The following is a 22,601-nucleotide window of genomic DNA, read 5'->3' as shown; positions in this document are numbered from 1 at the left end:
GGTCCCTATGGGGTGGACATCAGCCCTTTAGTGGATCTGCAGAGACGGACGGATTTTGTTGCGAGTGACCTTGATTCCGTCACGCACGGCCTTCGAGGAAACCACATTGTTCAATGAAACAAACAACCGATGCGCCGCAAGATAGTCGCCAACGTGATACATCGACCACGCCCGTAATTCCGTCAGATTGCGCGGCTCACGGGCAATCTGCGCGCGCTGAGCAAGGAAATGCAAACTGTCCAGATAGCGTTTCTGCCGGAAGGCCTCCGTTGCTTTTTGTGCCAGAACACCCTGGTCAATCTCTTGCTTTTGGCTTTGAGAAAGGCCCGCGTTGCTCGATACGCGCTCCGCGTCGCGGGTCTTGCCCCTGCTAAGGGCGGCCAAACTGGCCCCATAGCTGGAGGTGGCCCGCAGTCTGCCATTGTGTCGTTGGCCGGCTGTCTGGATCGATTGCTCAAAAGCAAATTGCGCTTCGGTTGGACGTTTCAGTTGCATGAGGCACCAACCACGGGTCTGGTGTGTCTGTGCGTTTGCGCGACCACTGGCAATCAATCCTTCTGCGATGGCGAGACAGCCATGATAGTCACCGGACTTGTGTGCTTGCGACAATTTATCCAAGGTCGACACACGCTTGCCCAAACCTCGCTTTGAGGCTTGTATCTGGGATTTGTAGGTCAGTTTGGCGACGGTCGCATACTGTTCGCCATAGAGTGCTTTGAGATCAGAAAAAGCCTGCTTGTTGTTGAGGAATGCGGCAACAAGGGTTTTGCCATAGGCCGCTGTTTCTGTCAGTTGCCATTCAATTGCTTTGTCAAACCACGCGTAAGACGTATCAAATTGTTTGAGATTGAAGGCATACCAGCCCAACGCCTCTGCCCCCGCACCACTTTTTTGGGCTTTGGTGTGTTTGACATAATCCTGCAAGAAACCTTGCGTTAGGGGTTTGCCTTTGTGGTCTAGTAGGAGCGGGGAAAAAAGACTGACATACAGACCGGAAAGATCGGTGTTTGCCCCTTTCCATTCCCGTGACAAGGTCTGGGCCTCATGCAATTTTCCTAGCGCCTTGAGGGATAAAATACGCCCCTCTATAGCTTTAAGATGTTCTTTCCCGTTGGGGACTTGCGCAAAAAATCGATAGGATTGGTCAAAATTACCGCTGACATAGGATGTCCACGCCAACAGTTGCAAATCCGCCCAGTCCTTGCTGCGCTCGGCTTGTTGGCCGAACAAATTCAATTCTTGATCAAAATTGACAGGCAATGCAAATCCAAAGGCATTGGCGCGAATGGCTAACCCGCGGGCAAAACTGATTTTCAGTGCGCTACCGTTCGAACCTTTTGAACCGGCCCCTAGCACCCTTTTGTAAAGATAACCGGCATCTGCCAAAGGCAGGTATCGTGCAGCCTTCTGCATGGTGGCGTTGATCAGGTCTTTGTCGGAGAAGCGAGAGAGCATGGCCTGATAAAGCTCAAAGGCGCCTTCGCCATTCTTCTCATGTGACAGGGCTTCGGCCACCGCCCATAAAGTGTCGGGATCATCCGGCGTGATAATTTGAGAGTTGCTGTTGGCCAATTGCTTGACTTTATCAAAGTCATAATTCGCATGCGCCTTCAGCAATGCACCTCGCACCCTATATTGTTTGATCTTCTTCAACAGGTCCGGATCTGGGGCCCAGTAGGGCTGTGCTGCTTGCTGGCGCGTGATCAGGGCTTCCAGTTCATCAATGCGGCCTTCGCCATACAGGGTCCAATATTTTTGGTCGGACCCTTGAACCGGGTTGAGAGGGTCGCCAGGTGCTTGAAAACCCGGGTAAGAAAGCCTCAAACGTGTGAGTTCCTGATTGTATTTTTCTGTTTCTCCGCGTTCTGCAAAATATTTCAATGCATAGATATCGGGTCCAGCCTCAGATGCACTGGCCACCTGCATTGTTTGTGCCGCAGTCACCATGCCATCGTCTGCCAAACCATTGCTGCAGGTCGCGGCAATCAAAAGAGCAAACCATGCAGAGTGTTGCAAGATGTGTTTTACAGACATGATGCATACCTTTGTTTGGCGGCAGCAAGCGCGAGCAACTGCAGGGTGGCTGGATAGTAGTTTTGATCAAGGGATTGCATCAGAGAGCTACGGATTGGTGTGCCTGTATCGTGGCAGTGCGCCAAACTCACAATGGTGTCATAGCCTGCGTCTTTGAACACGTCTTCAGCTTTGCCGCTTTCAATGTCCAACACTTGCAATTTTTGCCCACTCGCAGTCTGCGCCGCTTTGATAATGGCAAGGGCCAAATCCTTGTTGCCAGTCTCTGACATTAGCAAATAGAGCGGAATTCGGATCGCTTCATAACCAAACAAAGGCGGTTTTTCCGGCGCGAGTAGGGCATTGACATGGCCTTTTTTTAGCAAAATCCAGTCAGGAACGCGACCTTGTTTCTGGATCACAAACTGGTCAATCAATTGCTCGCCACTAGCCTGCAAACGCAACCACCGCCGCGCTCCGGTGAGGTGAGCCAATCGTTCAAACGCAGGGAAAACCCAATAAGACAGATTGGCGATCAGACCCGTTTTTTTGTAATCGAACCCCATTTCACCAGGTGCCAGAATTAGTCCAATTTCAGGCCATTCCGACATTTGAGGCTCCAGATCGGTCAAGATCTCAAGAGCCTTGTCTCTGTGATTTTGTCCCCATCCGGCTTCAGAGGCTTCAAGCAACGCCCAGGCGATCAATATATCGCCGTCCGACGCATTATTCGTGTCAGAGACAGCTTGCTGTGCAGTGGGCGTGTAGCGCCAAGAGTGAAGCGCGTCAGATCGAACAGCCAATGTGTTAGAAGTGAAGCTATAAATCAGATCGAAAGCCGCTTTGTCATTTGCCGCGATGGCCAAAAGCATACCATAGCCTTGGCTCTCACTGTGTGAGATGCCGCCGTTTACATTGTCGATGACATTGCCCTTGGACCCGACAAATTGCTTTTTGTAGGCAGCCCACAAGGGGGAGTCTGCAAGGGCGCCAAACACCGTGTTTGTTTGGAGGTTATCCTGCGCGGACGCGGCCATTACAAAGACTGAACCGGCCATTGCCCAAACAAGAAGACAGGCGATCCTAATAAGTTTGCTCAAAATCGTCTCCATTGCTACGTTTTGTGCGGTTCAGGATCACCGAAGAAAGCAGCCCAAAGACCAGCAGGCTAACAAAGGTCAAAAAGGCATAAAAAGGCGGATTGTTAGAAAGCCATCCGGCAAACAGAAGATGCCAATTTTTGGAATGGCTCAGCGGTAGATTGCCTATCCATTCTTGTTCACTTTTCAGCTGGGTCAGTGTCTCGCCATAGCCGGAAATGCTGACTGTGTGAATGGGGTCGCTGCCTCGGGCGGTGGAGGCAAACAAACTATCAAAATCCAGATAATCGGCTGCTTGCATATTATAGCTGACCAAAGTGGTGACTTCACCATCTACGCGTCGTTGTGAAATTAGCGCCTTGTTGTTGCCTGACAAAGAAGCTGGACCATCACTTGGATGCGTCACCTTGGCGACGGCTCTGGAAACAGGGCTGAATATGGTTTTGACCGATGAGGAAAACGCGGAAAATTGAAACCCGTCCCGCTCACGGGCTGCGCGTTGCCTGAAGACTTCCTTGAGGCTGTCTCTCGACAGAGCATTACCGGATTGTTGCGGCAGAGGAGGCATAGGTGGCATGGATTGCGGGCGAAAGCGGGTGTCATAGCGTTGCATCCCAGCAGGGTAGACGCTCTTTGCATTTATGGATGCTGTAGGCATGAGGTCCACACCTTGTGCCATGTCGCCCAACCCTTGGGAGGCTTGCGCCAAAGCAATCAAGTCTACACCCTGCTGAAAATGCGCTTCTTTGGCAGGCACCGAAGCAAAATTTCCGATGATGATGCGGTTGTTGGCATAGGCAGCAGATGTTTCGCCTGCCCGAGCCATCGAGGTTGTAAAGACCTGATCGGAATTGATCGCCAAACGAGAGAGAAAATCTGCAGTGACTTTCAATCCGCGCATGGTTTCATCATAGAGCTGCACCAATATTTGCGCACTGCCATCCTGATTGCGATAAGGATAGCCGGTTGTCAGTGTGGTGCGGACATTGGGAAGCACGGGCAAATGCGCCAGTTTAGGGACGCTGAAATAGCTTTCACCCGATAGATAGAACATTGCTTCACGTGTGCGATTGATGCGCGTCGCACATTGGGTTTCCGCATCGTTTTTCTCAAACAGGCCAATAATCTCAACCCTGTTGACGCCTGCAGAGAAAGCCGACAATGGCAGTTTGATCAAGCGATCTTGGATCAATCCATCATCCTGCATACGGATTGGCAGGCTGATTTTACTTTTGCCATTGATCAAAAGCTGCACCTCGCCCCGTTTGATGGATTTGGCATAGCTGGCAAAAAGATGAAACTCGACGCTGTCATAGTCAGCAGGATAAAAATCAGCGGGGAGGGTCAGCCGAACCTGCTCGGAAAAGCGGTGTCCGCTATACTCCCGTTCTGAATATCCCAATTCGGCGAGTGAAATGGAGCTTTCTTCCTGAGGGACTTTGTTGTGATCTACATATTGACCCAAAAATGAAAAGCCGTCGGGCTTTTGTGCAAGTTCATCAATCCGGGCTATTAGGATGCGCGTACCATCAGCGGACGGGACCAAGGCTACATTCTTCTGTTGCTTTACAAGAAGGTCTTGCCCATCGCCAATCTGATATAATGCTTGCAAACCGGCATGCCGCTGCAATGCATCCAAGCTGCCAGCGAATACATCAATTGCGCTGCCCTTGGTGCGGGCCACATTTTGTAGGGCCGCTTCGGTCATAACCTGAATGGATGGTTTTTTAATTTGCGCTGCCAGAATAACTTGTTGCACGAGGGTCAACAAAGCTTCCTTGTGTGCATTGTCCGTCCGACTATCAGACGGCAGGACCAGATTGACCGCAACCGATTGGTCCGCTGATCTGGAGATCGCCGCCAAATCCTGTAATTGCGTGATCCGGCCAGCCCCATGAGCGCGACGCAAAATGGAGCTTTGCAGGTCAATCGCTGTCCAAAGATCATAGCTGCCTTCAAGGGAACAATCGATACGATGGTGCTGCTGTGCTTTGAGCGTCAGCTCATTGCGCCCGATGTTCAACCGCGCCGGAGCGATGTCTGCTTCCAGATATCCTATTTTGTCCGTATGGCGCAGTGCAGTTGTTGCGATATGGGTTCCATTGACCCATAGACCCAATCGAGAGGATTCAGGTAGAACCGTCACAGAATTGGTGAAACCGATTTTGACCGCAACCGGCCCTGCCAGATCGGCAGCTGTCAGATATATGGGCCAGCTTGTTTGCGAATCCTCGCCATTCAAAAGCCCGTCGGAACCATTTATTGGAAAGTGGGTGACACCGGGCTGAAACGCGGGGCCATCGACAGAATGGGTTATCAAGGCATCGTCTTGCACAAAAAAGCCTGACTGTGACCAGCTTCGTACGGCGCGCAAGATGTTTTCGGCCCCGCTCCGCTCAGGAGGGGCGTTGCTCTCACTGGCAATTGTTAGGGCGCTGGCATGGGCCGTTTGCAGATTGTCGATAGGCAACGTTATGATCGCCAAACCCGATAGGCAAGCGAGGGTCAGGTTGCGATAAGCTTTTGATTCTCTGAAAATTCTCATCTGTATCTCCCCCAACTCATCGATTGCTTAAAGGTGCTGGTTCAGGGGCTGCTTTGTCTTTGGATGAGCGGCCAAGCAGCGAACGCAGGGCGGCGCTCATTCCGCGCCAAGCCTGATAGGCTGACCATTGCAGGATGATGAAAGTGCCATAAAGTACCGGCCTTGACTTTTGTCTGCCATCACGCAATTTGACCAATTGGCTGTTGTCAGGAAACATGATTCCGGCCAAAACACGCCGATCCATAGCGGTGCTGGCGTGCAACCCGAGGCCGATACGGCGTTCGCCTCCCTGTGCTGTGCTGGAGCGCACCACCACATTAAAGGTGTAGAGCGTATGATCAGGATTGTCTTTTTTGGCAATGCTTATGCTGCCTAATTTGCCCGAAATCGCGGCGGGCAGTGCTTCACTGGCCTTGGCAACAACAGCCAATCCGCCAATGGCCAAATTGTCCAATTCACAGCCCACTTGCTCGCCGTCAATCGTCAGAATGCCTGTCAGCAGAGGGGTGGTATAGTCCATGCGATAATGCCGACGCCTTTGCTTGCGTTCGGCCGCAGCACCCAATCCTAGACCGCCCAGAACAAGGTTGAAGAAAGACCAGATGGTAACGACCATCAACAATTCATTGGTCATTCCATCCAGCCACAACCGGTACATCCCATTCAGGAAGGTTGCGAGCAAGACGATGAAAGCGATTAAAAGGCTCCAGCCATGACTGGAAAAACTATCTTCCTCAAGCGATAGTCCCTTGTCAGTCACTTTAAACACCGGCTTGCGCGGGTTGCGAAGTGTGCTGAAAATCACACGCGACAGGGCAAAGGATTGCACATATTCATAAGTCTCGGAGATCCATGGCCAACGCACCCGTCCGAACAGATAATTCTGCATTATGGTTGCCGCCACCATGTAGGTGCAGGTATAGGCAAGAAACTCCTGAAAGGTCGCGTGATAGATTTGCAGATCAAAGAAAATATAGAGCACCGGTGAAAAGACAAAGATAAAACGTGACAGCGGGAACAGCCAAAACAGCATGCTCGACAAATAGGCCAACCGTTGCATAGGCTTCAGGCCTTTGCGAAACATCGGCAACCGCAACAACAGGATTTGCATCATGCCCTGACACCAGCGCGACCGTTGGGTGAGAAATGCGTCAAAAGTCTCCGGCTGGAAACCGGCAATCATAGGCTCGTCAACATAGGCACTGGACCAGCCACGCGCGTGCAGCTCCAGAGCGGTCTCACAATCTTCGGTGATTGAGACCCCGTTAAAGCCCCCAACTGTTTCCAGAGCTTCGCGGCGCAAAACGGCGGCGGAACCACAAAAGAAAGTTGCATCCCACTTATCCAAGCCCTTTTGAGTGACCGAGTAGAACATTTCATTCTCGGACGGCATGAACCGATAGGTGTCGAGGTTTTTCTCAATCGGATCTGGATTGAGGAATTGGTGCGGGGTCTGCACCAGAAAAAGCTTTGGATCGACTTGAAAATATCCGACGGTTTTTTCTAAGAATTCACGGGTCGGGGCGTGATCGGCATCGAACACAACAACCAAATCACCGGTTGAATGCTTCAGTCCCTCATTCAGATTGCCAGCCTTGGCCATCTCGTTGCGCGCGCGCGTGATATAATGAATGCCGAGTTCGGCGCAAAACGCTTGTAGACGCTCTTTGCGGTTGCGTGCCGATTGCCGCGCAACAGGATCGTCCGATTTGCATTTTTGGTCCGTACCGCCATCATCAAGCAGATAGACATTGAGTTTTTCTGCCGGATAACGAAGATTTGCCGCCGCCGCGAGGGTGGTGCCCAGAATGTCATCATCTTCGTTGTAAGATGGAATGAAAATATCCACGCTGGGATAGTTGCCGCGGGTGCCTGACAATTGCACGGGCTTGCGTTTCACCGGATCCGAGTTGACAATGGTACTGATGAACAGCATGCCGATGGCATAGAGTTCTGCAAAAAACAGCAGGTAGCCAGCGATGAAAGATGCCAATTGATCGGAATTGGGCAACGTATTGGTCCAGCGCCAATAAAGATAGCGCAGCGCGACGGCACACCCCATAACCACAAAAACATGTCGCCACATTGGATGGCGCAACTTTATGGCATGAATCAGTGCCATAGACCCAATGGTGCATGTGGCGTACAGGAGCTGCGCTCCCAACCCTACCGGCTGCAAGACAAACGCCAGAAAGATCAATGTTACAATAAGCCAAACAGTCGCCAGCATATGATGCAATCCAAACCCTAGGTATTTTTTCAAGGGGTAGGATTAGCGAAGTAACCTTATCAGCACGTAAAAAGTCATGGTTAAGCAAACCTTAAACGTAATGTTTGGGTAGTTCCTGCCGGATTATCTAAAAATTAGGTCCGTGACCGCTGGTATTGCAGCAGTGATATTACACAGCCCAAGATATTTCCATGTCCCGTCCTTCAACAAGGCCGGTTCCCGTAACAAGTTGGGGCGGGTCTTTCAACAGTCCAAATAGGTCTGTCAATGGTAGCGGCTTGGAATAGAGAAACCCCTGATATTGATTGCAGTGATTAAGCTGAAGCCATTCGAGTTGGCCTATGGTTTCCACACCTTCTGCAACGGCTGTTACGCTTACCAGACGACACAGGGAAAGGATCATGCCGATCACGGGGGATTGGTCATCGATCATTTGCATGAAAGACCGATCCACTTTCAAGCTTGAGATCGGATAATCCTGAATATAGGCAAGGTTAGAGTAACCCGTACCAAAATCATCAATTGCAATCGAAAAGCCAACGTCACACAGTTTCGTCAGTATGGATTTGGCGTCATAGCCTTCGCCCATCAACATGCCTTCGGTGAGCTCTATTTCAATGCGATCTGTGGGACATCCGGTTTTGGCCAGATTCTCCTGTAGTCTTAAGACAAAATCCGAACGCTCAAATTGTTTCGGCGAAATATTGATAGAAAGTGGAAAGTCATAACCGCTTTTTGCAAGCCGGCGTTGATCCTTTCCGGCCTGTTCAATGATCCAGTCACCAGCCTGATGTATCAAACCGGTTTCTTCCAGCGCTTCAATGAAATCCCCCGGTAAAACAATGCCTTTTTGAGGATGATGCCAACGCATCAAGGCTTCGGCGCTCAAAACGGTTTGTTTTTGGCAGTCTACGCGCGGTTGATAGAAAAGCTCGAACTCTTTGCGCTCAATGGCAAGAGTGAGTTCCTTCTCAAGCGTGCGTTTGACCAGTGCGGCCTTCTGGAGCTCTGGTCGGAAGTAGCGATGCGTATTACGCCCGGCATCTTTTGCTTCATACAATGCCAGATCAGCATGCTGCATCAAGGATGACAGGTCCCGACCATGCTCCGGGAACAAACTGACACCAATGCTTGCTTTGCTATTCACAATATGGTCGTCGAAAGTGCAATCGGAAGACATGTCAACAAGGATGCGATGGCAAATTGTTTCCAGCTCTGTCACATATTGATAGGGCATGAGAATAACAAACTCGTCGCCACCCAATCGCGCTATTTGGCCGTGGCTTCCCACAATAGATTCAAGTAAGGCTGCCACATAGATAAGCAATCGATCTCCCACGACATGCCCCAGCGTGTCATTGATTGCCTTAAAATTATCAAGGTCGATCAATAGCATGGCAAGAGGTGTCTGGGCCTTTAAAGCGTCCGAAAGTTGTATTGGGAATATTTGGTTGACATAGTTGCGACTATACAACCCTGTCAAAAGATCATGATGTGCCAGAAAGCGGACCTTTTGTTCCTGTTCTTTTAATCCCGTGACATCGAATTCCGATAATAAGATTGTTTCTTCGCCTGTTGTTGGATCATGGCAGGCGGTTGCAGATAACTCGTGCCAGCGTAAGTTTTCGCCGCAAACCACACGGCAAATTAATGAAGCGCTTTTGTTGTTTCTCAAGTCACTGGTGATGGTTTGATAGTCACTTTGATCATCAAACCGGTCTTGCAGTACGGCCGCCTCAACGCCATATTTTTTATTAGCCTCGGTGTTCATATAAAGCAGATCTCCAGCCATGGAGAACAACGAGATGCAAACGGGAATATGATTAAGGGCTTCTGCACTGCGCAGGCGATGTGGTGTTCTATGTTCCTGTGCTTTGGCTTCGCAAAGCATGCCAATTCGGCCATCGGGTAGATTGTGTCTACTCATGCGGACATTATAAGTCACAGGTAGATTATTTGGGTAAAGCGTCCAGACCTCGTGAAAGGCCTTGTCGTTGAGTGAGAAGGAACTTTGATATTGTTTAAGGCGCGCCGAAATGGAATCGCTCATATCTGAGGCCATCTCTCTGGCAAAAAGCTCTTCAAACGTTTCTGCATGCCAAAGATCGCGCGCTGAATCATTGGCCCAAACAATCTTTGAATGGTCAACATCAAAGACCCACAACGGAACGGAGAGCGTCATCACATCGGATGGGCTAAATATTTCTTTTTTTCTTTTTTTGCCCTGATTTGGCATACGCCTGATCTCAGTTTGTAGATCGACCCTTGGTTGATCTTGCCTAATTTTCAAACATGCGCACCATATGTTTATTGCTCGTGTATTTGATCTAACCGAACACCAGACACAAGTGCAAATTGGGTGTGCCACAGCTCTGCAGATGGTATTGACTAATAGACACAACCTGTAAACATTGCCTTAATTAGATAGTATTGAATAACTGAACAATGGATAAGTATTTGGCAAAAGAGCTAAATTCGATGGTATTTGAATTGGTTCTAAACTCTAAAATACGTATTATTACTCGACGGTGCCATTTGGCTTTTATCCCTCTTCCTTCTACTCGGATAAAGGCAAATGTTCCCATTGCATGATTTGCGCCTCTACTGGAAAACCACATAGATCCTCTCGCCGAACCATGCCCGGCCGCGCACCCAAGCGCGTGTAAAAACGCACAGCACCGCTATTACCCACCAGAACGCTCAGCCAGGCCCTATGATGGCCTTGATCACGGAGGCGGTTGAAGACCATTTGCATGAGGGCCGTTCCTATGCCGTTCGACGTTTTGGCCGGGTCACAATGCAAATTGTCGATAAACGCATTGGGGCGGCACCAAACGGAAACAAAGCCCAATAAAGACTGGGTGCCTGTTTCGCGGGCGACCAGCACAACATCCTGTGGTTTAATCTTGTAGCGACTCCAGATGTCTGACACATCAGCGTCAACCCGCTCAGCCAAATAACTGGCAGGAAGATGGTTGCGATAGGCATGCCGCCAGCTGTTTGCTTGCAATTGAGCAATGGCTGGGAAATCTGACCGGATCGCCGTCCGGATTTGGTATTGTATCATGCCGGGCACTCTGTATCCTCAAATCGCTCTAATGTGCTGGAGCATTTCGGAAACTCAATCCCGCACGATCGCAGCCTTATCTGTTATCACGGCATGTTTTCTTTTTGGCCCTTTGGCATCGTTGGCCACCGTGCGACGCGCGATGGTTTCTTTGCATACCTGACTGGTCTCGGGCAGATCGCTTGCAACCGTTTTGATGAGATCCCTGAACCATTTATGGCGAGGGGAATGCCGATGGCGCACGTGCCAGACCATGTAAAAATCAACGGGCTCTAACTCTACCGGTGTTTCCACCCATGCGAGATCACGAAAAATAGATCCGGCCAAGCGGGACGGGGCTGTTGCCAACATATTGGTTCCGCGCACCACCATCGCAGCAGAAGTAAAGTTTGGACCAATATAAGAAACGCGTCTTTTTCTACTCATACTGGATAGTTGTGTATCAATGGCAGTTGCTTCGTTGGTTCCCAGCGACAGGATGGCATGATCCGATGCTACGAAATCCTCCAAATCGCGCGGGGCATCCCGCACATCAGGATCATAATAGGTGATCTGACGATCAGAACATAATTTCGAAATCACCAGGTCAGATGAATCCTTTGGCGGGTAGGGGCAAAGCTCTAGATCCGCGACACCCTTTTTTAAACACACATTGCCCATGATTAACTGCTGATGAGTACGCAGCGTACAATTGGGTGCCTCCTGATTAAGCCTTGAAAAAATGGCAGGGACGAGCAAATCATGCTCAAAATCGTTGCAGATAATCGAAAAGCGGTCAGTGGAATTGAGCGGATCAAAGTCTGACTGGTGGTACAGAGCCTCTATACCCTCCAACACCTGATCAATTTCACCCATCATCGATTCCACCCGCTCGGTTGGCACCATCGCGCGTCCGACTTTGAGAAACAGCGGATCACCTAACAGGCCACGCAAGCGGTCCAAAGAGTGGCTCACCGATGATTGTGTAACGCCCAACATCCGCGCCGTTTCTGTTACCGAGCGATGCTCATAAATCTGCTTGAGCATATACAGAGACCGGCCGTCTAGGGATAAGTGATCGATATTTTTCATCATAATCATGATTATAATGCATTTGTCTTCATGCGATCAATCCCTATTTTGAGATCAGAACGTGGCGACAGACAGTCTGGATGCCCGAGAGTTAAGATCGAAATGTCCGCTAGAGACGGGCAATAAAGGAAATAAAATGTCAAATTCGCACCAAACATCGGTCGTTATTGTTTATCATAGTGGCTATGGTCACACAGAAGCCCTTGCCAAATCGGTGGCCAAGGGAGCCCAAGCTGTCGAAGGAACCACAATCACCCTGATCAAAGCCGATGACGAGAACAAAGACTGGGATGTGCTGGCTAAGGCCGATGCAATCGTTTTTGGTAGCCCAACTTATATGGGCTCTGTCTCGGCTCCGTTTAAAGGTTTTATGGATGAGAGTTCCAAGGTATGGTTCACACAAGGCTGGAAAGATAAAATTGCGGCAGGGTTCACCGTGTCTGCCTCTCAATCTGGTGACAAGCTCAATACCCTGATTCAAATGGCCGTGTTTGCTGGCCAGCATGGTATGAATTGGGTGTCCACAGGGATGGCTCCGGGCAACAATACATCCGAGGGTAGCGTTGAAGACATCAATCGTTTGGGGTCCTATATTGGATTGATGGCGCAGGCCAATGGCGATCAAAGCCCCGATGTCGCTCCTCCAGCGACCGATCACCGCACAGCCGAAGCTTTTGGCTCGCGCATTGCTCAAAGCACGCGTCGTTGGGCATCTGCCGCCTGATAGACGACACCGGAAGATGAAATGAAGAGCAGCTGGCGGTTCGTCAGCTGCTTTTTTATGTGCGGGATGCACCGAAGCAATTGAGATTGTGGACAATTCTCTCTAAGCTGATCGCCGATCATGTGTTCGCATCGTACGATTATGCGCGACACCAACGGTAACCGACAGCAAGAGCAATTTTTATGCCTGGGATATACAAGTTCAAAACCTCCCGGCTCGCCCTGTGGGCCTTGTTGTTGGCCCGCCTGAGCATTCCAGTCGCCATTTTAAGCTTTTTATTGATGCGCTTTGGCGGGCTCCACCCGTCATTGGCTATTTATTGTTTTGCTGCATCCGTTGCGCTGGCCCTTTTATCGATCCTTGTGAGCCTTGCCGCGTTTCCAACCATTTGGTTTGATGGGCAAATTGGAGGCATGCGCTTGTGGGGGACTTTCTTGCGCAGCCTGTTTGTGCTTTTGCCGGCGCTGGCTTTTGCATATTTTTATTTTTCCAGACCTGCTTTTTCTGACCTATCGACAAATCCGATAGACCCGCCAGAATTTGTCGAGGCATGGAAACTGCGCGGTGACAATGATAACAGCTTGGAAAGTGCCAGTTTGGCTGAGCGAGAAAAGCAAGCGCTCGCCTATCCGAGCTTGAATAGTAAAAAGATTGAGCAACCTATTGAGCTCGTGCATTTGCTGGTGCTTGACGAGTTGAAAAAACAAAATTGGGAATTGCTGCGCATCAGCGATTATAGAGACAGCGTTGATGGCAGCGACTTTGAGGCGACGACCCGTTCTGTCATCACTGGCTTGCGCTACGCAATGTCTGTTCGTTTGCGACCGGACGGGGAAGAAGCAAGCATTTTGGATATGAGATCTGCTTCATTGTGGGGGCCTCATGATTTCGGAATAAACGCAGCACGGATCATGAATTTTATGGCATCGGTTGACAACCGACTGGAAGGCGGCATAAAGCATTTCGAGCTTCAAATCGAAGAAGAAGAGCGTCAGCGCCGTCTGGAAAGAGGCCCGATACCCCGCGCCAAGCCCCTAAATCCCTGATAGGGCAGGTGCCTTACAATCATGGGCTTTGTTCGATCAACGGATAAGGCGATAGTGTGCACTCAGCGATGGAATGGCTTCTTGGCACACCACAAAGCCCCGTGCGACCAGATATTCGATTTGCGCGAACATCGACAAGCTTGCAGCACCATGCAGCGACCGGTCGACATCTTTATAGACGATGGCCACCATTTGAGCGATGGTTTCGTCCCCAGCATCTAATCGGTCGATGAGCGCAGCTTCTCGCATCTCCCTGTGCGCTCGCAATCCCAGCAAAAATGACTCTGGCTCTTTCACAATGCCGCCATGACCGGGCCAATAAACGGCATCCTTGCGTTTCATAAGCGCCTTAAGGCTTGCCATATAGTCGGCCATTGATCCATCCGGAGGGGCAACGATGGATGTGGACCAAGCCATGACATGATCGGCCGAGAACAGTCCGGATCCATCCGGCAAAGCAAAAGACAGATGGTTGGCGGTGTGCCCCGGTGTATGCAGAACATCCAATGCCCAGCCTTCACCTTCAATGCGCTCGCCGTTTTTGAGAAAATGGTCGATTTCCAGCTTGGAGTCAGCTGAAGCGTCAAGGGGATTGATCTCGCCCAAATGCAGCGTTCGGGCCGGTCGGTGATGGCCTTCTGCATAGATTGCAGCACCACAGCGCTGTTGCAGGAGTTCTGCACCGGGTGAATGATCAGAATGGGTGTGGCTGATCAATATATGACTGATCGTTTCCCCTTTTGTGGCCTGCAATAGCGCTTCGATATGTGCCTTATCTGCCGGCCCGGGGTCGAGAATGGCAACCTTGCCTTCCCCGATGATGTAACTGTTGGTGCCATGAAAGGTAAAAGGGCCGGGATTGTTGCAGGTTACGCGCCGCACTCCGGGGGCTAGAACCACAGCCTGGCCGTAATTTGGCATAAAGCTTCTATCAAAGGAAATGGATGGCATGAAATTCAACCTCGCCTCTCATGAGGAACAAAAACGGCGGTCCAAAACAGGGCCGCCGTTTTTCATCTGCAAAATGCTTTGAGCTCTATCAAGTGATTACATTGGGCGCTGTGCGACCGAGGCGTTCTTCCAGTTGTGTCATGGTCAACATGGCTGACACGACGGGTTTTAATGCCACTTGCGGGTCAAGGGCATGGTCGCCATGTGAGTCGACATATTGCTCCAGATAAACGCGCAAGGTAGCGCCTTCCGTACCTGTACCCGACAGACGGAATACAACCCGAGCGCCTCCGTCAAACCAAACACGCAAGCCTTGTCCGGTGCTGACTGAGCCATCGATTGGGTCATGATACGAAAACTCATCCGCTTTGTTAACGGTGAGACCGGCAAAAACCTGCCCCGGCAGCGTTGCCAATTGCCCTTGGAGCGTTTCAAACAGCGCGTTAGCCGCGTCGCTTGGAACGGCCTCGTAGTCAAATCGGGAATAATAATCCCGACCATAATGTGCCCAATGTTCTGCAAGGATCGTCTTCACAGGTTGATTGCGCTCTGCCAGAATATTCAGCCACAAAAGAACCGCCCACAGGCCGTCTTTTTCGCGCACATGGTCAGAGCCGGTGCCCGCGCTTTCTTCGCCGCAGATGGTCACTTTACCAGCGTCCAGTAGATTGCCGAAAAACTTCCAGCCGGTTGGTGTTTCATAGCATTCAATGCCTAAACCGGCGGCAACCCGATCACAGGCGGCACTGGTTGGCATCGAACGGGCGATACCGGCAAGTCCTTCGCGATAGGCAGGCGCCAAATGGGCATTGGCAGCCAATAGAGCAAGGCTATCAGAGGGCGTGACATAGGCGCCGCGTCCAACAATCATATTACGATCACCATCTCCGTCTGATGCAGCTCCCAAACAAGGTGCTTTTTCTGACATCATCAGATCCATCAGGCTTTTGGCCCAGACCGGATTGGGGTCAGGGTGCCCTCCGCCAAAATCTTCGCTTGGAATAGCATGTATCACGGTCCCCGCAGGAGCGCCCAAAGCCCCTTCAAGGATTGCTTTTGCATAGGGTCCGGTAACCGCGTGCATGGCGTCGAAGACCATCGAGAAGCCGCCCGCAAACAGATTGCGGATCGCGACGAAATCAAACAGGGACGCCATCAGCTCTTTGTAATCAGCAACGGGGTCAACCACTTGGATCACCATGTCGCCCATTTTGCTTTCGCCAATGGAAGCCAGATCGACCACGTCAGCGTCGGCAATTTTGTAGGACCGAAGCGAACAGGTTTGTTCATACATGGATTCGGTAACACCCTCGGGTGCAGGACCTCCGTTGGCAACGTTATATTTGACGCCAAAATCTTCGTCGATACCACCGGGATTGTGACTGGCGGATAAAATCAAGCCACCGTCGGTCTTATTGAGACGAATGAGGTGAGAGGCCGCAGGCGTTGACAGCAGGCCGTTTTGGCCGACAATCACCTTTGATGCGCCATTCCCTGCAGCCATCTTCAAAATAATCTGAATGGCCTTGCGGTTGAAAAATCGGCCATCGCCGCCAACCACAAACGACTTGCCTTCGGCACCGCCGATTGCGTTAAAAACGGATTGAATAAACTGTTCCAGATAGCCCGTTTCCATGAAAACACGGGTCTTCTTGCGAAGCCCCGATGTTCCGGGCTTCTGGCCAGCAATGGGTTCACAGGAGATGGTTTCAATATTCATTTAATAGCCTCCAGATCCAAGTTGGAGCAACTTTACAGACCAACCACAACAAAGGCTATAGATATGGATCAAATCAGTCATGCTTGTTGCATTTTTATGCTGAATAACCCTGTGTTTGCCACATATACTGTGTGATGCATGGCCCGGTAAAAACGGTTTGGCTAATGTTTAAAGACTGGTTTTTACCCGGCGGCTGTTGAGCAAAATACCCAGTCCGATAAAGGCAATGCCCACGATATGGTGGCTTTCCAACCGTTCTCCCAGAAAAACAAAGGCTAAAAGCGCCACCCATCCGGGCATAAGATGGATGGCAACACCAGCCTTTGCAGGGCCGATCAAGCTGACGCCCTTGTTGTAGCAAACATAAGCCAAAAGGGAGGCTATGAAGGTGATGTAGCCAATGGTCAAAAAAGAGGTTGCTGTTACGGGCATGGTCTGGATTGTCATGCTCTCCCAGATATAAATCGGCAGCAGAATTGTTGCGCCAATGCCTGTGATCGTCGTCAACATCACCATAGGATCCAGATCGGCGGGGCGTAGTTTGAGGGTGATCGAATAGAACGCCCAGACGACTGCTGCCAACAGCATCCATATATCACCCACTGTGAAGGTGACATTCAACAGGCTGAGTAAATCCCCATTGGTGATGACAATCGCCACCCCGATAAATGATACCAAAATGCCTGCGACCTGTGCCCAACCCAAGCGATCCTTGAGAAAAATCACCGAAAACAAAGCCATAAACGCCGGACATGTCGCCAGTATCAGCGTCACATTGATTGCGGTGGTGGTGTGCAAAGACACATACTGCAAAGGATTGAAGGCCGCTATACCGAGCGAAGCCATGACAAGCAGCAGCTTCCACTCTCTCTTTAGAACAGGCAAACTGCGCTTGAATTTGGGTGCTGTGAACAGGAGCAACACAAGGCAACATAAAAACCAGCGCCAAAAGGACATGCCAAGCGGCGGCAGATCATTACGAATGGCGCGGCCAATGACAATATTGCCACTCCAGGACAAGGTTGCGGTGGCCAACAAAGCATAGGCAATGAGCGTGTTGTTCTTCATCGGGACCTGCATGGAGAAAGAGTACACAAGATTTGGGGTCCAACCATTCGCATACTTTAAACCAGCAGGGAAGGGACTTCTACTTATGGACTGTTTGGAAACAAGAGGGTGACGGCGCAAAAATCTTGTGCAATCGCCCCGCCATTATGCCGAGCCGGAACATTTCTTCACAAATCAGGACACAAAAAGCGGCATAGAGCGGCAGGTCAAAAAGATAGGTTAAAAGCATAAGAAGTGGCACGCCAAAGCCCCACAGTAACCCCACTTGCACCCAGAACACCCATTTGGGGCGGTCCGTGGCACGCAGAATTGCGCCGATGGTGACCGAAGCAGTCCTGATCAGCACCAAAAGACCAGCGAGCGGAATAAGCATCAAAAAATTGATCCGCACCGCGCCGGAAATATGCCAGGACAGGCCGCCAACCAACAAGGTAATGCCAACAAACGTCAGCGCCAACCGCGGTGCTAAAAGCCGCAAGGCCGCCAAGATTGATCCAATGGTCTGCTTCATTGCATCACTGCCCTTTTCAAGGTCAGCGCATGAAATGGTCGCGGAGAGGGCGATGGCCCTGCCGAGCACATTGGAAATAGACAGCCAAGGCACCATCAGAGCCAAAGCCGCAAAGTCAAGATAGGACAATTGGGAAAACAGCAGCTGATAAGCCTGCGCTCCAACAATCAGCGCCGCGACATTCAGCGTCACTGGTATGAGAACCGAGCGCGGCATGTCCGCTTCCGATGCGGTCTTTTGTTTGTCTGAACCGGCAAGATAATCAGCAATCGTCAGTCCTATGAGATAGACCAACCGGGCACCCTGACTGATAAGTGTCGCAATCGCCGCACCCTTGATGCCCAATTCTGGTGCGCCGAACCAGCCATAAATCAACAGGGCATTCAGGACCAGATTGAGTGGCACTTCGATGACAAAACCGCGCAATTCGCGCGAGGCCTGTCGCCGCACATCAAACGACAGCGACAATAAATAGGCGGCATAGCTGATCGGCAAGCCATAGACCATCAGCTCCAAATAGCGCTTGGCAGCAAAACCAACGCCGGATGTTGTGGCTAATAAATCAACGAGAAAATGAATGTTGAAACGAAACAGTAGCACCAGCAAGAGGCTCAAACCCAACCCTAAAGCCAAAAAGCGCCACTGGCGGCGATAAAATAGCCCCATTTCGCCGGTGCCGAACGCTCGCGTCAGCAGGATCTGGGCGGCAGACCCCAAACCAAACAGAACAGCCATAAACAAACCATAAAGCCCTGCCGACAAGCCAAGTCCAGCAAGCGTCTCGTCACCAATCGGTGCCACCATATTGGCATCAATCAAAATAGCTGAGGTGGCAAACAGCCCCGACAACGACAAGAACCCCGCCAGCCGCAAAATGGATGGCGTGCCACGATCAAAAAATTCACTATGAGTGGGGGAGGCATTCACGAGGGCAAAAGTCTTTTCAACATCGTTTCTCTGTATACTTGGCTGGCCAAGGGGGCAGGGTAACGCTTTGCTTCACTAATTTGCTGCAACTCGAGCGATTTATAGCGCGCCGGAATTGCTTTTTGTAGCAGGTTGCTTGCGTTGATCGAACATTAGGCTATCTTGCCAAAAAAGCCAATCGCCAGAAGTATCAAGTGCATCTCTGCGATGCCAATTGTAAAGGCAAGCACCGTGTCCCTGTTTACCAATTCCGCGCCCTATCTGGGCATTGCCCTTTTGATGATTTTCGTTATCGCCGGTAAGGTTTTCCGCGATAATTGGAAACTCAAGGGGCACCATTGGCAACGCAATTGCTGGATGGCAGGTCTGGTTGCCAGTGCTTGCTTCGGATTTTTGGCGTTCGTACCATTTGTGCAGGGGCAGTGACAGCCCGCAGGACAAAGGCGCGAGCAACCAGCCTCATTCATCGATTAAAACGGCAAATTGGGCTCATCTCCAAAGGTGAAGACGTCCAGTCACAGGCGTACCATCCGCGATCATCCGTGTCAGGATTGCTCGCAACGTCGGCACAGTCCCTCAGTAACAAAGCTTGGCATTGCTAAAAGGCCACATATTACGCTTTTGAATTGGCCAAAGCTTCACGCTCTGCTTTTTCGCGCGCGGCTTTTTTACGCGGGCATTCACCGTTTAGACGTTCTTTCAGGGGTGTGTTGGGGTCCACTTGGGTGCCACAAACAATGCAGTGATCCGCATCCGAGATCGCATTCAAGCCGCCGCAAGAACCTGCGATGGGTTTGCGTTTGAACATAACGCCAACTGACATGCCGGCAACAACCAACAAAAAGAAGCCAAATGCGAAAACAAAAGTTTGCATCAATCGTATCCTTCATTCTGCCCAAACGGGGCCTTGGGTTATTTTGCCGCCATCAATGCATCAAACGCTGAACTGCTCGATGTGGCAAATCCGCTCTCATCGCGCGTGATGAAATAGGCGGGGATCTTTAGTTTTTCGGCCAGCGCCAGGCCTTTCTTTTCGCCCAACACAAGAAGGGCGGTCGCCAACCCATCGGCTCGCATGCCATTTGGCGCCAACACACTCACTGACGCCAGATTATGCGTTACAGGGCGGCCTGTCACCGGGTCGATGATATGTGACATGCGCTTTCCATCCTCCGTGAGGAAGTAATTGCGATAGTCGCCAGACGTTGCCATTCCCATATCGCGAACCGATACAATCAATTGCACCGAACGGCCCTTTTCATCGGGTTTTTCGATTCCAACACGCCATGGCTGGCCATATTCATTGACACCGTGGGCGTACAAGTCTCCACCTATCTCTACCAAATAGTCTGAAATGCCGTGCTTCTCAAGGGTCCGTGCGATCAAATCTGCGCTATACCCCTTGGCAATGGCTCCCAACGTGATGGAAACAGGCCCTCGTTTCTTGCGTAGCATAGGTGGGCTGTCCTTGACTTCTAGCAAGTCAGACTGTCCGACATGAGCCAGCGCACTGTCGATCTCGATTTGGGTGGGCATGACTTTATTGTCATGGGGGCCAAACCCCCACATGTCGATCAGAGGCGACACCGTGATATCGAATCGGCCACCGCTTTGCGCATGGATAATGTTGGCTTCGGACAACACCTCATGAAAAATCGGTGAGATTTCGAACCAATTGGTCGATGGGCTTGTATTAAAGCGTGATATTTCGGTGCCGTCTTTCCAGTTGGAGAGCTTCTCGTTTGCATCATCCAGCGTGGATTTAATCGCGTTATACAGGGCTTCTTGATCCACCTTTCCCCGTACATGCAGAGCTTTGATGGTGTAGCTGGTGCCCATTGTGTGGCCACGCAACACATATTGATCTGTTTTTTCGGGGAGCAGATCACAGCCAGAAAGCGAGAGTCCCACCACCATAAGAACCAGATATCTAACATATATTCGCAACGGCATTACCTCAGTCTTGCGTAAACCAGTAGCCAGATCTGACACTTTGCGCAGTCAAATCCTCACCCAATGGCGCAACGCCGCGCTAGTTGCGCCCCTTTTTGATAGAAGTCAAGGTAAGGACTGGTGCATTGTTGGATGAGAGCAGTGGAAATTAGGGGAATAATATTCCATTTTATCCATTCAAGTTTGAATCGTTGGCAAAAGCAATCTTTCTGTCAGGGATTGGGCTTGAATTGTTAAGGTTCCCTCGTTAGCAAGAAGATGTTGTATTGCAACGCATGTCTGGCGCTTGGGGCGCCAAAACACTCATTCAGTCAAGGTATGCTATGAAGCTAAAAAAAGGATTGGATTTGCCGATAACCGGCGCTCCTGTCCAGACCATTCAAAAGGGCCCAAAAATTTCCAAGGTGGCGCTGAATGGTCGGGACTTCATCGGCCTGAAACCCAAGATGCTCGTAGCTGAAGGGGATAAGGTCAAAAAGGGTCAACCGCTCTTTTTGCACAAAGCCTCTGAAGACGTGCTTTATGTTTCTCCCGGTGGTGGTACTATATCTGCTATCAATCGCGGCCCCCGTCGCGTTTTGGAAACCATTGTCATTGCACTGGATGATGTTGAAGAGGAAATGACCTTTGAAGCAACGTCGGCAGACCAGCTCAGTCAGCTGTCTCGTGACAATGTTCAGAAGCGTCTTTATGAAAGCGGCCAATGGACCTACTTTAAAACGCGGCCCTATTCGTATGTTCCGCTTCAGGACACGGTTCCAAACTCAATTTTTGTGACCGCGATGGATACAGACCCGCTCGCCGCGGATGCCAACGTTGTGATCAATGCCAATGCAGAGGCTTTTGCCGCTGGGGTTGACGTTATGTCTACACTGACAGACGGATCTGTCTTTGTCTGCCACGATCCTGCCGCAACAATGCCATCTGTTAAAGCGTCCAATGTCCGGTTCGAGACCTTTGAGGGACCACATCCCGCAGGCCTTGCTGGCACACATATCCATTATCTTGATCCCGTCACTGCCGAGAAAATGGTTTGGTCTATTTCCTATGCGGACGTGATTGCAATCGGCAATCTCTTCACATCAGGTAAGATCGATACAGATCGCACGATTTCTTTGGCTGGGCCGCTTGCAACCAACCCACGCCTCATTACCACCCGCGTTGGCGCGTCGACTGACGAATTGACTGCTGATGAAGTGGAGGTCGGTATTGATTGCCGCGTTGTTTCAGGCTCGATCCTGTCCGGTGTCAATGCGCACGATCAGTTTGCTTTCCTATCGCGTTCCGCGCGCCAGATCACGTTGATTGAAGAAGACGAAAAACAGCGCATCCTTGGCTGGGTCAACCCGTCAACAAACAACTACTCGTTCAACAATGTGCATCTTTCCTCGCTTCTGGCTCGTGGCAAAAAGTTTGCCTTTGGGTCCAATCTGCGTGGAGGGCGTCGCGCCATGGTGCCAATCGGCTCCTATGAACGTGTGATGCCGCTGGATGTGCTCCCAACACAGCTGCTGCGTGCCTTGCTTACTGTGGACACCGACTTGTCCCAAAAACTGGGCGCATTGGAATTGGATGAAGAGGATCTGGCACTGTGTACCTTCATCTGTCACTCGAAATATGAGTATGGCGAAGCATTGCGCGTCAATCTCAGCAAAATCGAAAAAGAGGGCTAAGC

Annotated in this window: 17 protein-coding genes; 4 read left to right on the top strand and 13 right to left on the bottom strand. The window is 50.7% G+C overall.

The genetic code is table 11. From position 1 onward, the window contains the following. Positions 1–27: 27 nt before the first annotated feature. From C0081_RS04660 to C0081_RS04630, 7 genes are all read right to left on the bottom strand, one after another. Positions 28–2,034 carry a hypothetical protein gene (locus C0081_RS04660; RefSeq protein ID WP_101532643.1) on the bottom strand — a complete coding sequence of 669 codons (2,007 nt, stop codon included), beginning with the start codon at positions 2,032–2,034 and terminating at the stop codon, positions 28–30. Continuing rightward, complete coding sequence (locus C0081_RS04655) at positions 2,025–3,113, bottom strand: family 8 glycosyl hydrolase (protein WP_180966760.1); 1,089 nt, start codon at positions 3,111–3,113, stop codon at positions 2,025–2,027. Before C0081_RS04655 ends, C0081_RS04660 begins: the two co-directional genes overlap by 10 nt. Further along, positions 3,097–5,658: a cellulose biosynthesis cyclic di-GMP-binding regulatory protein BcsB gene (locus C0081_RS04650; RefSeq protein WP_101532641.1), complete on the bottom strand. Its 2,562-nt coding sequence runs from the start codon at positions 5,656–5,658 to the stop codon at positions 3,097–3,099. Before C0081_RS04650 ends, C0081_RS04655 begins: the two co-directional genes overlap by 17 nt. A 16-nt stretch (positions 5,659–5,674) precedes the next feature. Next, positions 5,675–7,888: a UDP-forming cellulose synthase catalytic subunit gene (gene bcsA / locus C0081_RS04645; RefSeq protein ID WP_101532640.1), complete on the bottom strand. Its 2,214-nt coding sequence runs from the start codon at positions 7,886–7,888 to the stop codon at positions 5,675–5,677. Between the two features lie 169 nt (positions 7,889–8,057). Next, the gene (locus tag C0081_RS04640) at positions 8,058–9,938 is read right to left on the bottom strand and encodes a putative bifunctional diguanylate cyclase/phosphodiesterase (RefSeq protein WP_180966759.1); all 1,881 of its coding nucleotides are present in this window, start codon (positions 9,936–9,938) and stop codon (positions 8,058–8,060) included. Between the two features lie 507 nt (positions 9,939–10,445). Beyond that, complete coding sequence (locus C0081_RS04635; protein WP_101532638.1) at positions 10,446–10,955, bottom strand: GNAT family N-acetyltransferase; 510 nt, start codon at positions 10,953–10,955, stop codon at positions 10,446–10,448. A gap of 54 nt (positions 10,956–11,009) precedes the next feature. Beyond that, on the bottom strand, positions 11,010–12,035 hold the full coding sequence (locus tag C0081_RS04630; protein ID WP_101532637.1) for a LysR family transcriptional regulator: 1,026 nt from the start codon (positions 12,033–12,035) through the stop codon (positions 11,010–11,012). A 127-nt stretch (positions 12,036–12,162) separates the two neighbouring features. Between C0081_RS04630 and C0081_RS04625 the strand changes: the two genes are divergently transcribed. Both C0081_RS04625 and C0081_RS04620 read left to right on the top strand, forming a co-directional pair. Then, positions 12,163–12,750 carry a flavodoxin family protein gene (locus C0081_RS04625; RefSeq protein ID WP_101532636.1) on the top strand — a complete coding sequence of 196 codons (588 nt, stop codon included), beginning with the start codon at positions 12,163–12,165 and terminating at the stop codon, positions 12,748–12,750. Positions 12,751–12,932: 182 nt separating this feature from the next. Continuing rightward, positions 12,933–13,796 carry a DUF1499 domain-containing protein gene (locus C0081_RS04620; RefSeq protein ID WP_101532635.1) on the top strand — a complete coding sequence of 288 codons (864 nt, stop codon included), beginning with the start codon at positions 12,933–12,935 and terminating at the stop codon, positions 13,794–13,796. Positions 13,797–13,832: 36 nt separating this feature from the next. Here the strand turns inward: C0081_RS04620 and C0081_RS04615 are convergent, their stop codons facing one another. The 4 genes from C0081_RS04615 to C0081_RS04600 form a co-directional block, all read right to left on the bottom strand. Beyond that, positions 13,833–14,747, bottom strand: a complete 915-nt coding sequence (locus tag C0081_RS04615) for an MBL fold metallo-hydrolase (protein ID WP_101532634.1) — start codon at positions 14,745–14,747, stop codon at positions 13,833–13,835. Positions 14,748–14,835: 88 nt separating this feature from the next. Next, the gene (locus C0081_RS04610) at positions 14,836–16,467 is read right to left on the bottom strand and encodes an alpha-D-glucose phosphate-specific phosphoglucomutase (RefSeq protein WP_101532633.1); all 1,632 of its coding nucleotides are present in this window, start codon (positions 16,465–16,467) and stop codon (positions 14,836–14,838) included. Between the two features lie 168 nt (positions 16,468–16,635). Further along, entirely contained in the window at positions 16,636–17,535 is a 900-nt protein-coding gene (locus tag C0081_RS04605; RefSeq protein ID WP_180966758.1) for a DMT family transporter, read from the bottom strand. 79 nt (positions 17,536–17,614) lie between these two features. Continuing rightward, a complete protein-coding gene (locus C0081_RS04600; RefSeq protein WP_101532631.1) occupies positions 17,615–18,973 on the bottom strand; it encodes an MATE family efflux transporter in 1,359 nt (452 codons plus the stop codon). 231 nt (positions 18,974–19,204) lie between these two features. Here C0081_RS04600 and C0081_RS23070 point away from each other — a divergent pair, with 231 nt between their 5' ends. Further along, positions 19,205–19,399 (top strand): hypothetical protein, encoded by a 195-nt coding sequence (locus C0081_RS23070; RefSeq protein ID WP_146006404.1) that lies wholly within the window; start codon positions 19,205–19,207, stop codon positions 19,397–19,399. Positions 19,400–19,586: 187 nt separating this feature from the next. Here the strand turns inward: C0081_RS23070 and nqrM are convergent, their stop codons facing one another. Beyond that, the gene (nqrM, locus tag C0081_RS04590) at positions 19,587–19,847 is read right to left on the bottom strand and encodes a (Na+)-NQR maturation NqrM (RefSeq protein ID WP_101532629.1); all 261 of its coding nucleotides are present in this window, start codon (positions 19,845–19,847) and stop codon (positions 19,587–19,589) included. Positions 19,848–19,885: 38 nt separating this feature from the next. Next, entirely contained in the window at positions 19,886–20,890 is a 1,005-nt protein-coding gene (locus tag C0081_RS04585; protein WP_210200391.1) for an FAD:protein FMN transferase, read from the bottom strand. A gap of 359 nt (positions 20,891–21,249) precedes the next feature. Here C0081_RS04585 and C0081_RS04580 point away from each other — a divergent pair, with 359 nt between their 5' ends. Beyond that, positions 21,250–22,599, top strand: a complete 1,350-nt coding sequence (locus tag C0081_RS04580; protein WP_101532700.1) for a Na(+)-translocating NADH-quinone reductase subunit A — start codon at positions 21,250–21,252, stop codon at positions 22,597–22,599. Positions 22,600–22,601: the final 2 nt, after the last annotated feature.

Origin of the sequence: Cohaesibacter celericrescens (assembly GCF_002866925.1) — a bacterium.
GTDB classification, from domain to species: Bacteria; Pseudomonadota; Alphaproteobacteria; order Rhizobiales; family Cohaesibacteraceae; genus Cohaesibacter; species Cohaesibacter celericrescens.
This window is presented reverse-complemented; position numbering and strand designations above follow the sequence as displayed.